Consider the following 14,708-nt stretch of genomic DNA (forward strand, 5'->3'; position numbering starts at 1 on the left):
AAAAAGTGTACCTTTGCAAAAAATTTGTCGATTTGAACTAAAACAGAACGATTTCAAACTAATAGACAAGTAGTTACCTTTTATTTATGAAAAAAATAGTTGAATACCGCAAGTTACTAAACGTAGAAAAAACTGCAGAGTTAAAAGATTTAAAGACAATTTATCGTAATGCGATGAAAGAATCTCATCCTGATAAATTTGTGGGAAATGAAGCTGGTTTAAAAGAAGCAGAAGAAAAAAGTAAAACAATTATCGAAGCTTACCACTTTTTAGTAAGTATTCACCCTGATACTATCAAACTTAATTTACCTGAGTACACAGAAACAATTTCAACTTGTTCTATCACAGATTATAAATTTGTTGAAGGTCGTTTAATTATTGATTTTTCTAACGGAAGTGTTTACGAATACATCAGTGTTCCAAAAGCAACTTACGTGAAAATGGTAAATGCAGATTCTCCAGCAAGATTCGCTAAAAGACATATTTTAAACTCTTTTACTTGGAGAAAGAAAACAAATCAAGAATAGTTTACAAACGCTATATTTTACCAAAAAGCACTCTATCAAACGAGTGCTTTTTTTATGCCTAAAAATTTAAAAATTAATTATAAAGAATTAAAATAAGGTTTTAATTAAGAGTTTTAAATCAAATCAGACCAACAAACATGCTGATTTCATGGGTTTTAAACCAAAAAAAACTATAACAAAATTTTAGGTAGCAAAATTCTGTATGTTATATAATTTTAGATACTTTTGTTGCACAAATCAATTAACTAATTAATTTTTTATAATGAAAAAAATACTTTTTGTACTTACAGCTTCTGCAGCTATTATTTCTTGCAGCAAAGTTAAAGATGGAGAATACCTTATTACAGGTACTGCCACAGGGATTGAAAATGGAAAAACGATCATCTTACAAGGTGCTGACCCTGCTACAAGAATGCCAATTTCTCTTGACACAGTAAAAGTTGAAAACGGAAAATTTGAAATAAAAGGTAAAGTAACTGAACCAGCTTTCCACTCTTTAATTTTACAAGGCGCTAATGGTCCAATTCCATTTATCCTAGAAACTGGAGAAATTAAAATTGCAATTGACAAAGATAGTATTCATAAATCTAAAATTTCTGGAACTTACAACAATGATGAGTACTCAACTTTCATTGAAGAAATGACAAAAACTCAAAAAAGTTTAATCGATTTCCAGAAAAAGAACAACGATAAAATGAAACAAGCTCAACAAGCTCAAGATACAGCAGTGATCAACAGCTTAATGAAGCAATACATGGAAATCCAAAAAGAAGTTGGTGAAACTAGCAAAAAGAAATATTTCACTTATGCTGAAAGCCACCCAAAATCTTTTATCTCAGCTATTATTGTTCAAAATTTATTGAATGACCCAGCAGCTGATACTAAAAAATTAGAAGGAATCTTCAATTCTTTTGATGAGTCTTTAAAAAATTCAGCTACAGGAAAAGAAATCAAAACTAGATTTGGTCAAGCGAAAATGCCATCTGTTGGTGCAACAGCTCCAGCGGTAGGTAGCGCAAAATGAAGAGCCGATTTTTCTGCTCCTAATCCAGAAGGGAAAGTAGTTTCTCTTAAAGAAAGTTTAGGAAAAGTAACTATTGTAGATTTCTGGGCTTCATGGTGCGGACCTTGCAGACAAGAAAATCCACATATTGTAGCGCTTTATAAAGAGTTACATGCAAAAGGTTTAAATATTATTGGAGTATCTTTGGATAAAGATGCTGCAAAATGGAAAGAAGCTATTGCAAAAGATGGATTAACTTGGACTCAAGTTTCAAACTTAAAATTTTGGGAAGAGCCAATTGCACAACAATATAATGTTGAAGCAATTCCTGCTACTTTTATTCTTGATGCATCTGGAAAAGTGGTAGCGCAAGATTTAAGAGGCGCTGAATTAAAAGCAAAAATCTTAGAATTGTTAGCCAAATAATTCTATACTTTTATAAATATCAAAAAATCTCCCTCGTGGAGATTTTTTTTTTCCTACTAAAAACTCAAAAATAGAATTGCATCAAAAAGAATTAAAAACTCGACTTTAGAAAAGATTATTAAGCCAATTTCAAAACAATAGTAAATAGATGTTTTTTAGTCAATATTTATTCATTTTGTCAATAAATGCAATATCTAACGACTTTATTAAAGAATAAATTCAAAGCAAAAAACATAGAGTTTACATAAAAATAATCTTACTTTTAAAAATAAATTAAAAAAAATCTATTTTGAAGGTTTTTTATTTTATTCAATTCCAACGAATTAAAAAATAACTTTAAAATAACTTAAAATTAAGTCATTTTTTTGTTTGGAAATGTAGAAAGAGTTCCTATCTTTGCCACCGCTTAGAACAACAAAGCGCAACAAGCTGAGATCGGGGAGATACTCAAGCGGCCAACGAGGGCAGACTGTAAATCTGCTGTGTGAACTTCGCAGGTTCGAATCCTGCTCTCCCCACAAAAAGGGTAAAAGAAGCCGAAAAGAAAGTTTTTCAATCTTTTCAAAAACTCGAAAAAAACGTGGTAAAGCCTGCAAATTTAATGATTCGCAGGCTTTTTTTATTTCATCCTGCTTTTCATATTTTTTAAAACCTCCCAAAATCTCTATGGCAAAATCGTGGCACTTTCAATGCCCTTACATTATTTTTTGTCTGTTTTAATCTCAATACAGCTAAATTCAGTACCATTTGTAAAATGCTTCATGACCACTTTATATTTTCTGAATTTATCGTTACTTGTATAGCTTGAAAAAGATTGCTGATTCAGCTGGAAGACCAGTCTCTTCATCATTCCTACTTTTGCGTCAGAATCGAGACGGGTCAAACATTTTCTACAAGTCTATCTGCAGTGTAATCAAACTTTCTTCGATTTAGCTTCTAATTGAAGAAGGATTTCAACTTTATTTAATTAACCTAACTTTACTAATTGCGCATTGTATAAAAGGGAGACTATTTTACTAATCCAGCTCTTAAAGCTTTTCTAAACCCTACAGGACTTGTGCCTTTATTCTTTTTAAAAAATTTATTTAAATGGCTTTCATCTGTAAACCCCAATAGAGCTGCAATTTCATTTATACGAAGGTCGCTGTGTTTTAGCCGATGCTCTATGAGCTGCGTTTTATAGCGTGCAATATATTCCTGAAGTGTTACTTCTGTATGTTTCTTAAAATATTTACCTAAATAACGGGTTGAAAGTCCAAAATGGGCGCCGATCTTTTCAGCTCTCAATTCTTCCGGATTAAATATATTTGACTGGATAAACTGAAGTATCTGCAATATTCTTTCCTCAGAATACTCGTTAACATTTTCGGGCAGGTATTTGGCAATATTTCGCGCAACTATAGCAATTAAGGTGTTTACCAGATGGGTAATTAAATCTGTGTTATAAACGTCCTGATTCTGCTCTTCCCGAATAATGCCTTCAACAATAGGTCTTACTAGGCTTTTATCAATTTGATTTTTCAGGATACATCCCGGCTGATGATTTGCATTTTGTAAAATAAACTCCAGCTGTTCAATGTTTTTAGCAGACAGACCGCCATTTTTAATATATATATCAGTAAATCGTAAGAAGAAAAATGTGGTTTTCTCTTCAATATCAAAACGATGAATATCAGAAGGTGTAATTAAAAACATATGATTAGGATGATATCGAAACTGATTATCATTAATAACCTGAATTCCTTTCCCATCCAAAATATAAATCAATTCAAAGAAAGCATGCTGGTGTTCTAACTTAGGACATTCATCTAAAGTTTTATAGACAATCTCAAAAGGCTTGTACAATTGCTCTTTGCTCATTTTTACCTGTATTACTTTTAATAATAGTACAAATGTACTATAAAAAAGATAATTTGTACCATTTTAATACATTAAACTGGTATAATTTTGCCTTATCAATTTAAACTAATAAAAAAATGAGAGCAATAATTTTAAATGAGCCTGGTGATGTCAATCAATTACATTATACAGAAATCCCACAGCCTGAGCCGCTGGAGAACGAGGTTTTAATCAAAGTGAAAGCAATTTCTATTAATCCCGTAGATGTTAAGACAAGGGCAGGAAAAGGAGTTTACGGCCGATTAAAAGAGGAAAGTCCGTTAATAATCGGCTGGGACATTTCTGGAGTTGTGGAGAAAACTGGCAGTAAAGTAACCCAGTTTAAAAAAGGGGATGCCGTTTTTGGAATGGTTAATTTTCCCGGGCATGGCAAAGCATATGCAGAATATGTAGCTGCACCTGAAACACACTTGGCATTAAAGCCTGCAAACGTAAGCTTTGAGGAAGCTGCTGCTGCCACACTGGTTGCCTTGACGGCTTATCAGGCACTCGTCCATCATGCAAAAGTGCAAGCTGGACAGAACATCTTAGTTCATGCCGCTTCTGGAGGTGTCGGGCATATCGCGATACAGATTGCTAAATATCTGGGCGCAGCAGTAACTGGAACCTCATCGTTAAAAAACAAAGAATTTGTACTTGGACTTGGAGCCGACAAACACATTGATTACAATACTTATGACTGGAATTCCCATCAGGACAGCTTCGATTTTATTCTTGATACAATTGGAGGGGATAATATTGACAAATCGATAGAAGTGACAAAAAAAGGGGGAACCTTAATCAGCATACCGACAGGTCTTAATGAAAAGGTGGCTGAAAAAGCCAAAATGAAAGGCATAGAAGGCTATTTCATTTTAGTGCAGTCAAACGGCGAAGATATGAAAGCAATTGCAGATCTGTTAGAAAAGGAAATCATCAAGCCATTTGTAAGTGAGACGTTTCCATTTGATAAAATGAAAGAAGCGCATCTGCAGCAGGAAACAGGCAGAACAAAAGGAAAAATAATTATCACGTTATAAAAAAGAAATAAAATGAAAACTTATACTAATAGGAATAGTACTAATTACAGCATTTATGGTAAGCTGTAACAATACCTCTTCAAAAAAACAGATAAATGCCGTTTCTTCAGATGATGCTGCCAAAGAAGTAAAAATAGAACAAGTCTTCGCTGATTCAACTTATCAATTAACGGGTGTTGCAGTTGCAAAAAACAGCAGGCTGTTTGTAAATTATCCCTACTGGCTAGATAAACATAAGTATTCAGTAGTCGAAGTTATAAAAGGCAGACCTACTCCCTACCCTGACGCAGAATGGAACAGTTTTAAGAAAGGAGAAGACGGACAAAACAAGTTTGTGTGTGTGCAGGCGGTAGTAACAGATGACAAAGGTTTTTTATGGGTTGTTGACGCTGCAGGCATCGGACTTGGTAAGGTGTATAATAAAAGCAACAAAATTGTCAAAATAAATCTGAAAACCAACCAGATAGAACACATTTACCGTTTTCCTGAAAATGTCGCCGGCGAGAATGTTTATCTTAATGATATCCGCGTTGATACTGTTAATGGCTTTGCTTACATCACCAATTCCAATACTGGCGGCATTATTATTTTAAATACAAAGACAGGAAGTTCGAGATTTGTTTTGGGAGACTCGCCAGCAGTAAAATCAGATCCTGATTATCATTTTTCTCCTTTAGGAAAAGAACTGCTGAAAGGAGACGGAACACCATTAAAAGTGAATTCAGATGGAATTGCTTTAACTCCAGATAAAAAATGGCTGTATTTTAAAGCGCTGACCGATGATAGATTATACAGAATCAAAACAGAACTGCTTCAACAATTTGATACATCTGATGAAATCCTGAACAAAAATGTTGAGAATTTAGGAAAATTTACAACTACCGACGGCATGATATTCGATAAAAAAGGCAATCTCTATTTTGGCGATCTGGAAAAAAACAGCATCATAAAGATTACGCCAGACTTAAAAATGCAAACAATAGTGCAGAATGACAATGAACTGATATGGCCCGACAGCTACAGTATTTCCGAAGATGGATATCTGTATGTATCGGTTTCACAAATACAAAACTCGCCCTGGTTTCATCAGGAAAAAGAGCTGTTTAAAAAACCATTTAAAGTTGTAAAAATTAAAATCAATTAAAAATGGTAAAAAATATTCTCAGCATTTTATTTTTGGCATTTGCATTAAACAGCAATTCCCAAAAAATACAGCACTTTACGTTAAAGGAACTGCCGTCAAAATCGGTTAACGAGCTTTTGACCCGGGGAATGATTTCGGGAGAAAAAGGAACTATTGGTTATTTCACTTATAAAAAAGGAGCCGTAGTTCCAATGCATCAGCACAGCAATGAGCAGTATTCCCTGATAACGCAAGGAAGCGTAAAGGTATTTACTGAAGGCAGGGAAGTTATAGTTAAAGCGGGCGAAGGCATTATAATTCCTCCTAATGTACCTCATAGCTTTGTTTCTCTGGAAGACAATACTATAGACATTGATTTCTTTTCTCCGTCAAGAATGGATTGGATTACAGGTTCTGATAATTATTATAAAGATTCCAACCAAAAAGAACCTGTTAAATGGACTGGTGAAGTTTTGACCCCTGAAATATTTGCGTCTTTAGATGAAGCTGCAGGAAACATTGCATTTACGCCTCAGGGAGATCTAATTTATAGTCTACACCCATTTTTCAATCCGGAAATCCGCGTAAAAAAATATGACGCAAAAACAAAAAAAAGCGTGCCGTTTCCTAATCTGGAGTGGAATACGCCCAGAGCGGCAGACGATCATTTTTTAAGTAATGTGTTAGGTATCAGAAGTGATGAAAATGGTATTATCTGGATGCTGGATATGGGACAGAGAAATGCAGTAACACCCAAAATTGTAGGATGGAATACTCGTTTCAACCGATTGGAACGCATTTACTATCTTCCCCAAATCATCAGCAAAAAGCATACGCAATCTAATGATTTTGTAGTTGACACCAAGCACGGCTTTTTTATTATTGCAGACGAAGGCATTGGAAACGGCGGTGATGGAAGCACGGCTTCTCTGTTAACTGTTGATATGAATACCGGAATAACCAAAAGAATTCTGGAAGGGCACAGAACTACTCTTCCTGAAAATATTCCGATCAAAGTTGACGGCAAAATATTAACCACAGGTAAAAATAACTTATTAGTTGGCTGTGACGGCATAACAGCAGATAAAGATTTTGAGTGGCTGTATTATTCGCCGTTGAACGGAACCAAGATTTACAGGATCAAAATTCAGGATTTAATTAATGAACAATATACAGATACTGACCTGAATTCCAAAATTGAAACCTATTCCGCAAAACCAAATAACGGAGGTTTAAGTATCGATATTGCTGGCAATCTGTACCTCACAGCTGTTGAAAGCCATAGTGTCTCCATAGTTTTGGCCGCGGACAGAAGCGTTCATACACTGGCTTCTGATGAAAAAATGCTTTGGCCCGACGGCGTAAGTTATAATTCGACAGATGGATTTATGTATGTCTCTGCAGCACAGGTGCATTTGGGCGCTGCATTTAATAATGGAAAAAATGAAGCCCGAGCTCCATTTTACATATTCAGGTTTCTGCCTTTATCAAAGGGTGTTTCCAACAGATAATCCTTACTCTTAAAAAAAGCTGACAGTTTCCTGTCAGCTTTTTTTATAACACTGCTCTATATCCTAAAGGAGTAAAACCTGTCTGTTTCTTAAATAATCTTGTAAAATAAGACGGGCTTTCAAAACCAAGCTCATAGGCAATCTGCGCCACATTTTTATCAGAACCGACCAGCAGGTTTTTAGCCTCCTTTATCAGGTAAATATGAATGTGGTCTAATGCTGTTTTACCTGTTTCCTGTTTCAGGACATCACTTAAATAACGAGTGGATAAAAGCAGTTCGTTTGCCAGATAATTAACAGACGGAAGCCCGACTGACTGATGCAGACCTTTATCGAAATAACTGCTCAATATCTTCTGAAATTTATTCACGGTATTTCCCGATACATTGATGCTTCTGTCAATAAACTGTCTTTTATAAAAACGGTCGGAATATTTTAAAATAGAATCCAGATGCGATAAAATAATTTCACGGCTGAATTCATCCTGGCTCATGTCATATTCACTTCTTATTTTATAATAAAGTTCCCATAGTATTTTATCTTCTGTCGGAGAAGTGTGCAGCGCTTCGTTTATTTCATATTCAAAGTATCCATATTTTTTTATCAGCTCGTGAAGGGCATGCCCCATGAGATATTCCTCATGAAAGAACATTACAAAACCTTTTTCGGCAAACTGGACATTGCTTACTTCTATGGTCTGTCTGGGTTTCATAAACACCATTGAGCCACTGCTGTGATCATACTGTGTTTTGCCATACAAAACATGTCCTGATTTTATTTTTTTCAGTGCAATCATGTAAAAATCTCCCGTAAATCTATCCTCTCCTACAGAGTACGTCATAAGTTCCTTACAGGTCATCATACTAATCAAAGGATGCTGTGGCTTTTCAAAGCCGCTCTTTTCATGAAGTTCTGAAATACTTTTATAATGGCTTATTTTTTCCATCCTGATAATTTTAATGACTGCAGCGGTTAATAACTAACACAAATTAACAAAATTATATCCAAAAATACCTTCATCGTATTTCTGTGCTACTCTTCCGCTGAAATGAGATATTTCCCTAAACAGCTTAGATCTAACTTTGTCCTATCAAAATGAAACAATCAATTAAAATTTAAAAACATGAAAAAAACAATTTTTATAACAGGAGCTTCAAGAGGATTTGGAAAATTATGGATCGAAGCATTATTAAAAAGAGGAGACAATGTAGCGGCAACATCAAGAACAATCGACGCCTACAAGGATTTGACTGCACAATACGGATCTCAATTTCTGGCTATTAAACTGGACATTACAGATAAAGAAGCAGCAGCGACAGCAGTACAATCTGCAAAAGAGTATTTTGGAACATTGGATGTGGTAATCAACAATGCGGGTTATGGGGTTTTTGGTGCTGTAGAGGAAGTGAGCGAGAAAGCAGTTAAAGATGTTTTTGAAGCAAATGTTTATGGAACATTATGGGTAACACAGGCTGCACTGCCAATTTTCCGCGAACAGGGACATGGACATGTAATTCAGTTATCAAGTGTTTTAGGTGTGTGGTCTCTGCCAACTTTAGGTATTTACAACGCTACAAAATTTGCTGTAGAAGGATTTACTGAAGCATTAGCAGATGAAGTGAAAGACTTTGGAATCAATGTCTCCCTGGTAGAACCAAACGGATATGCAACAGATTTTGGAGGAAGTTCAGCTGTTGTCAGCGAATCGATTTCGGCTTATGATAAAGTGAAAGAAGCATTAGGAGCAACAGAAGGTTTATTGCCAGAAGATTATGGAAAACCAGAAGCTACAGTTCCTGCTATCTTAAAACTGATAGACAGTAAAAATCCTCCTCTGCGCTTATTTTTAGGAAAAGTCGGACTGAAAAAAACAGAACGTGTGTATGCCGAAAAACTAAAAACCTGGAACGACTGGAAAGAAGTGTCTGAAGAAGCACATGGTTAATTCAATGCAATTAAACAGCACAAGAATACTCTAATAAAAATACAATCATGAAAACAATTTCAGTTCCTGCAAAAGAGCAGTTAAATGCAGCTTCACAATCTATTCTCGAAGCTGTACAATCTAAAATGGGAAAAATCCCTAATCTTTATGCCACAATTGGCTATTCATCCGCAGCTTTAAAAGCCATGCTGGATACAGAAAGTGCATTATCACAGGATTCTTCCTACACCGCTAAAGAAAGAGAAGCTATTAATCTTATTGTATCACAAGTCAATAATTGTGATTACTGTCTGGCTGCGCACACTATGCTAGCTAAATTGAAGGGATTCAGTGAAGAAGAAACAATTAAAATTCGTAAAGGCGAATACTCAGATTCAAAATTAAATGCTGTCATTCAATTGGCAAAATCTATTGCCGATAACAAAGGCACTGCTAAGGAGGATGATTTGGAAAACTTTTTTGAAGCTGGATATGATGAAAAAGCACTGATAGAATTAACAGCGCTGATTGCCTTAAGAAGCTTTACTAATTATGTTTTTGCCAATACCAAGATTCCTGTAGATTTTCCTGCAGCAGCAGCTATCTAAAAGAGAAAGACCAGCTTTTTAAGCTGGTCTTTCTCTTTTTTGCATAAAGCAGATTTACTGCGCAAGTCTAAAGTTCTTTGGAGACTTTCCGGTTTTCATTTTAAATATTTTACTAAAATGAGAGGGATGATCGAATCCTAAACTATACGCAATCTCACTGACACTTTTATTGGATCCCCATAAAATTGATTTAGCTTTTTCCACCAATTGAAGATGAATATGCTCAATAGTGGTTTTACCTGTGTATTTATTTAGCAGATCAGATAGATAATTGGCGGACAAATTTAACTGCTCGGCAAAATATTTAACTTCAGGAAGCCCCTTATCGGCCAGATCGTCAGCTTCAAAATAATTTTGCAGCAGATCTTCAAACTGCTGCACAAAGTCGTTGTTTACCTTAGATCTGGTTAAGAACTGACGATTATAAAAACGGTCACAATATTGCAGCATAAGCTCAAGATTGCTGACAATCAAACCCTGCGTATGCTTGTCCATGTTCTGCGAATATTCCATTTTAATTTTTTGAATACTTTCTTCTAAAGTTTTTCTTTCCGCATCTGAAATATGCAGAGCTTCATTCACATCATATTTGAAAAAAGAATAAGAACCGATATTTTTCCCCAGCAAAGATCCATAAAGTAAATCCGGATGAAAGGCAAGAAACCACCCCTCTTCGATTATCGTATTTTCACTTGGGCTCAAAACTTGATTTGGTGCTGCAAACATTAATGATCCGTCCTGAAAATCATAAGTTGACCGGCCATATCTCAACTCTCCTTTAAACTTTTTAAAAACAACAGTATAAAGTCCGAGTCTATAAAAGGCATCTTCAACTCCCCTATTTCTCGTCTTTACTGCCTTCAAATCAATTATTGTGATGAGCGGATGCCTAGGACTCCCGTAGTTGTAATAATGATGAAGGTCAGCGATCGTATCTATATTTACAAATTTTTCCATCATTACTTTGATCTCATTAATAACTCAAATATAAGCTAATTTCAATTTCTCATCAATCTTAAATATTCAGCTTCTGCTTTTTTAGTTTTCAGATCAATATAATACTGGGAATCGTCACCTGCAACGTAACGCAGTTTTACGGTTTCATCCGTTGCTGCCGTCCATATGGTCTGTGCGACGTCTTCTGCTGTGGCCTTAGATAAGTGTTCTGTTCTTTTAATAAATTTTGGAATAAAGGAAGCTAGTTCTGCGTTATAATCCTCGATAGTGTTTTGAATCATTTCTATGCCATTTCTAAAGTTCGTAGGAACACTTCCGGGTTCAATTATTTTTACAGCAATATTTAAAAAAGCCAATTCATGAGATAAGGCTTCCGAAAATCCCTCAACTGCAAATTTCGAACTGCTGTACAAACTGGAAAATGCTCCTGCATTTACTCCACCAAAAGAAGAAATATTGATGATTGAACCGCTTTTATTTTTCCTCATAAATGGAAGTACCGTCTTGGTGACTTCCATCAAACCAAAGACATTGACATCAAATTGTCTTTTTATCTGTATCTGGTCAGAAACTTCAAAAACTCCCATCAACCCATAGCCGGCACTATTGACTAATACATCAATATTTCCAAAAACCTCCACTCCTTTTCTGACTGCCTCACCAATGCTTAAAATGTCAGTTACATCTAATTTCACCACTAATACATTCTCTAGTTGAGAAAGTTCTGATTCCTTTTGCGGCGTGCGCATTGCAGCAATAACATTCCATCCCTTGCTATTAAACAATAAAGCACTGGCTTTTCCAAATCCGGAAGAAGCTCCTGTTATAAATACTGTCTTTTTCATAATTAAAATAAGTTAAAATTTATAAGGCAAAGTTCTAACGAAAGTCTCTGATGCATGTATGCATTTCTTGGCATTACATATACATTTCTCTGTTTTAAAAGATTTAAGACTGTTTAATTTACCATCATTCGTATTTCTGTGCTATTCTTCCGCTGATATGTCTTACTGCTTCTGAGAGTGCAGAAATATCTTTGTACTATCAATTTAAAACAATAAGAAATACTAAAATTTAGATATCATGGCAAGAATAATTTTTATCACAGGAGCATCAAGAGGGTTTGGAAAACTATGGGCTGAAGCTTTTTTAAAAGCAGGCGATAAAGTCGCAGCATCTGCAAGAAACATTACGGCACTGGATGATCTGGTCGAAAAATATGGCAGTAACATTCTCCCTATTTCATTAGACGTTAATAAAAAAAACGAAGTAACTCAAGCCGTAGCAAAAGTTAAAGAGCATTTTGGCGCTATCGATATTTTAATTAACAATGCAGGTTTTGGCCTTTTTGGAACAGTGGAAGAAACAAGCGAAGAACAGGCGAGAGCACAAATGGAAACCAATTTCTTTGGATTATTATGGGTAACGCAAGCTGTTCTTCCTGTAATGAGAGCTCAAAAAAGTGGACATATCATACAGGTTTCAAGTTTTTTAGGCATTACTACCCTGCCTTTATTAGGCTTATACAATGCCTCTAAATTTGCGGTAGAAGGGCTTAGCGAAACTATTGCCAGTGAAGTTGCCCATCTGGGAATCAAATTTACTTTAATCGAACCAAACGGTTTTGCAACAGAATGGGCTGGAAACTCCGCCGTACAGACAACAGCTGAAATTGCAGATTATAATCCGGTAAGAGAAGCCTTTGCATCATCTGGAGAAAATCCCGAAACATGGGGGAAACCAGAAGCTACTGTAGATGCGATATTAAAAGTGGCAAATAGTGCCAATCCGCCTCAGCGTTTACTGCTTGGGAAAATTGCCTACCATACTGTTAAAGAAGTGTACACAAAACGTCTTGCGGAAATTGACGAGTGGAAAGAAGTAAGCATTGCAGCTCACGGACATTAAGACATCTGGCAGCAATCGTGTTTATGTGCTGCTTTTTCGTGGATTTGAACTATCCTGCCGGCAGCCCAAACCATACTTTTGTCAATATGTATAAAAAAACAACCATTAAAAACTAAAAATGAACACATCAACACAACAATTAGTAAACAAAGCGCTTGATGCCCACGGAGGCATACAAAATGCAGGTAAATTTCAGACTTTAAAACTGCATGCCAATATCGGCGGTGCTGTATGGGCAGTAAAGGGACATGAAAATGCGCTTGCTGACGTAGAATTTACCGGATCATTAACTGAACAAAAAGCTTCATGGAAAAATCTTTTTCAGTCTGGTTATACATCAAGTTTTGAAGCTGGAAAAGTGGCTCTTTTCGATGATAAAGGCGCATTAATTGAAGAATTAGAAAATCCGAAAGAATCCTTTAAAGGACATACTGTAGAAACACCGTGGACCAAAGCACAATTAGTTTATTTTTCGAGTTATGCCACTTGGAACTACGCTACTGCCCCATTCAATTTTTTAGTGCCTGGAGCTGAAATCAATCAATTGGAAGATTGGAACGAAAAAGGAGCAATCCTCCAAAGACTAGAAGTCATTTACCCTGACGGATTTGCCACGCACAGTAAAAGACAAATATTTTATTTTGATGCTGACGGCTTATTAAAACGTCACGACTACTGGCCTGAGGTTTTAGGCGGTTCATCTGCAGTGCAGATCATAGAAAACCACAAAAATTTCGATGGCATTGTAACAGGGACTAAAAGAAATATTTATGTGCTGAATGACGGAGATAACAGTTATTCAACAGATCTTGTATTGGTTTCTATTGATATCCTAAATGTCTCATTTGAATAATAATGAGTACTTTTTTTCATTCTCAAAATTAAAAAATCATGAAAACTTTAGAAATAAATGCTCTAACAGCACCCACACAATACATAGAGGCAAACGGAGTTAGTTTTGCTTACCGCAGATTCGGAAAACCATCTGCAATTCCATTAGTAGGATTTCAGCACTTTACTGGGACATTAGACAACTGGGATCCTATTATTTTAGATGGATTGGCCGCAGAAAGAGAAATAATCATTTTTGACAATGCCGGTGTTGGAAACTCCTCTGGAGAAACTCCTGACAATGTTCTTGCTATGACCAATGACGCAGTAAATTTTATTAAGGCGTTAGGAATAGCCAAGATTGATGTACTGGGATTTTCGTTAGGGGGTTTTATTGCGCAGTATTTAGGAGAACAGCATCCTGATTTAATTAACAAAATAATTATTGTAGGCGCAGCTCCGCAGGGTACAAAAGCACTGCATAATTTCCCTCAGCTAATTGGCAAAGCACAGGAGAAAGAACCAATGGAAATCTTTCTGTATATTTTCTTTACTTCATCACAAGAGAGCAGAAACAAAGGAAAGGCAGCATTACAACGTTTATATTCCAGAACAGAAGACAGAACAAAAGCTGCCACAGAACAAGCAGTAATGGCACAAATGAAAGCTATTACGCACTGGGGTACCGAAAAACCTTCAGTTAACCTGAAAAAAATACCGCATCCGGTTTTGCTTATACAAGGAAGCAATGATGAAATGATGGATTCTGACAGTTCATACACCCTGTTTAAAGAATTACCAAATGCAGTACTGACTTATTATCCAGATGCAGCACACGGTTCTTTTTATCAGTATCCTGAAATGTTTGTCAACCAGGCAAATTATTTTTTGAATAATTAAATAGTCTGTAATCATCAATTTTTAAACAATTGATAGTTTTGATTATAGACTGAATAATAACATTGCATTTGC

15 protein-coding genes, 1 tRNA gene and 1 pseudogene are annotated in these 14,708 nt (G+C 35.7%); 12 read left to right on the forward strand and 5 right to left on the reverse strand.

What is annotated here, in order from left to right; genetic code table 11:
- Positions 1-86: 86 nt before the first annotated feature.
- The 4 genes and pseudogenes from V6624_RS20240 (at position 87) to V6624_RS20255 (ending at position 2,474) form a co-directional block, all read left to right on the forward strand.
- Positions 87-527: a KTSC domain-containing protein gene (locus V6624_RS20240; protein WP_095931645.1), complete on the forward strand. Its 441-nt coding sequence runs from the start codon at positions 87-89 to the stop codon at positions 525-527.
- 262 nt (positions 528-789) lie between these two features.
- Positions 790-1,551 (forward strand): DUF4369 domain-containing protein, encoded by a 762-nt coding sequence (locus tag V6624_RS20245; RefSeq protein WP_111289363.1) that lies wholly within the window; start codon positions 790-792, stop codon positions 1,549-1,551.
- Between the two features lie 18 nt (positions 1,552-1,569).
- Positions 1,570-1,956, forward strand: a pseudogene (locus tag V6624_RS20250) (TlpA family protein disulfide reductase); the annotation flags it as partial.
- 437 nt (positions 1,957-2,393) lie between these two features.
- Positions 2,394-2,474: transfer RNA gene (locus V6624_RS20255), tRNA-Tyr, on the forward strand.
- A gap of 182 nt (positions 2,475-2,656) precedes the next feature.
- Here V6624_RS20255 and V6624_RS20260 read toward each other — a convergent pair.
- Together V6624_RS20260 and V6624_RS20265 are read right to left on the reverse strand one after the other, a co-directional pair.
- On the reverse strand, positions 2,657-2,806 hold the full coding sequence (locus V6624_RS20260; protein WP_162615002.1) for a hypothetical protein: 150 nt from the start codon (positions 2,804-2,806) through the stop codon (positions 2,657-2,659).
- Positions 2,807-2,964: 158 nt separating this feature from the next.
- Positions 2,965-3,816: an AraC family transcriptional regulator gene (locus tag V6624_RS20265; RefSeq protein ID WP_338839982.1), complete on the reverse strand. Its 852-nt coding sequence runs from the start codon at positions 3,814-3,816 to the stop codon at positions 2,965-2,967.
- A 116-nt stretch (positions 3,817-3,932) separates the two neighbouring features.
- Here V6624_RS20265 and V6624_RS20270 point away from each other — a divergent pair, with 116 nt between their 5' ends.
- From V6624_RS20270 to V6624_RS20280, 3 genes are read left to right on the forward strand one after another with little or no spacing between them, the layout of a single operon-like run.
- On the forward strand, positions 3,933-4,874 hold the full coding sequence (locus V6624_RS20270; RefSeq protein WP_338839983.1) for an NADP-dependent oxidoreductase: 942 nt from the start codon (positions 3,933-3,935) through the stop codon (positions 4,872-4,874).
- 55 nt (positions 4,875-4,929) lie between these two features.
- Complete coding sequence (locus tag V6624_RS20275; protein WP_338839984.1) at positions 4,930-6,018, forward strand: L-dopachrome tautomerase-related protein; 1,089 nt, start codon at positions 4,930-4,932, stop codon at positions 6,016-6,018.
- A 2-nt stretch (positions 6,019-6,020) separates the two neighbouring features.
- The gene (locus V6624_RS20280) at positions 6,021-7,508 is read left to right on the forward strand and encodes an L-dopachrome tautomerase-related protein (RefSeq protein ID WP_111289353.1); all 1,488 of its coding nucleotides are present in this window, start codon (positions 6,021-6,023) and stop codon (positions 7,506-7,508) included.
- A 43-nt stretch (positions 7,509-7,551) separates the two neighbouring features.
- Here the strand turns inward: V6624_RS20280 and V6624_RS20285 are convergent, their stop codons facing one another.
- Positions 7,552-8,454, reverse strand: a complete 903-nt coding sequence (locus V6624_RS20285; RefSeq protein WP_111289351.1) for a helix-turn-helix domain-containing protein — start codon at positions 8,452-8,454, stop codon at positions 7,552-7,554.
- A 177-nt stretch (positions 8,455-8,631) separates the two neighbouring features.
- Here V6624_RS20285 and V6624_RS20290 point away from each other — a divergent pair, with 177 nt between their 5' ends.
- Together V6624_RS20290 and V6624_RS20295 are read left to right on the forward strand one after the other, a co-directional pair.
- A complete protein-coding gene (locus V6624_RS20290) occupies positions 8,632-9,453 on the forward strand; it encodes an SDR family NAD(P)-dependent oxidoreductase (RefSeq protein WP_338839985.1) in 822 nt (273 codons plus the stop codon).
- A 47-nt stretch (positions 9,454-9,500) separates the two neighbouring features.
- Entirely contained in the window at positions 9,501-10,040 is a 540-nt protein-coding gene (locus V6624_RS20295; protein ID WP_338839987.1) for a carboxymuconolactone decarboxylase family protein, read from the forward strand.
- 54 nt (positions 10,041-10,094) lie between these two features.
- Here V6624_RS20295 and V6624_RS20300 read toward each other — a convergent pair whose 3' ends face one another.
- On the reverse strand, positions 10,095-11,000 hold the full coding sequence (locus V6624_RS20300) for a helix-turn-helix domain-containing protein (RefSeq protein WP_338839988.1): 906 nt from the start codon (positions 10,998-11,000) through the stop codon (positions 10,095-10,097).
- 38 nt (positions 11,001-11,038) lie between these two features.
- On the reverse strand, positions 11,039-11,842 hold the full coding sequence (locus V6624_RS20305) for an SDR family oxidoreductase (RefSeq protein ID WP_338839989.1): 804 nt from the start codon (positions 11,840-11,842) through the stop codon (positions 11,039-11,041).
- 238 nt (positions 11,843-12,080) lie between these two features.
- Here V6624_RS20305 and V6624_RS20310 point away from each other — a divergent pair, with 238 nt between their 5' ends.
- The 3 genes from V6624_RS20310 (at position 12,081) to V6624_RS20320 (ending at position 14,636) form a co-directional block, all read left to right on the forward strand.
- Positions 12,081-12,905: an SDR family NAD(P)-dependent oxidoreductase gene (locus V6624_RS20310; protein WP_111289340.1), complete on the forward strand. Its 825-nt coding sequence runs from the start codon at positions 12,081-12,083 to the stop codon at positions 12,903-12,905.
- Positions 12,906-13,023: 118 nt separating this feature from the next.
- Complete coding sequence (locus tag V6624_RS20315) at positions 13,024-13,758, forward strand: hypothetical protein (protein ID WP_111289338.1); 735 nt, start codon at positions 13,024-13,026, stop codon at positions 13,756-13,758.
- Positions 13,759-13,796: 38 nt separating this feature from the next.
- On the forward strand, positions 13,797-14,636 hold the full coding sequence (locus V6624_RS20320) for an alpha/beta fold hydrolase (RefSeq protein WP_111289337.1): 840 nt from the start codon (positions 13,797-13,799) through the stop codon (positions 14,634-14,636).
- The last annotated feature ends 72 nt before the right edge of the window (positions 14,637-14,708 follow it).

The sequence above is a fragment of the Flavobacterium ginsenosidimutans genome (assembly GCF_037478105.1).
GTDB lineage: Bacteria > Bacteroidota > Bacteroidia > Flavobacteriales > Flavobacteriaceae > Flavobacterium > Flavobacterium ginsenosidimutans.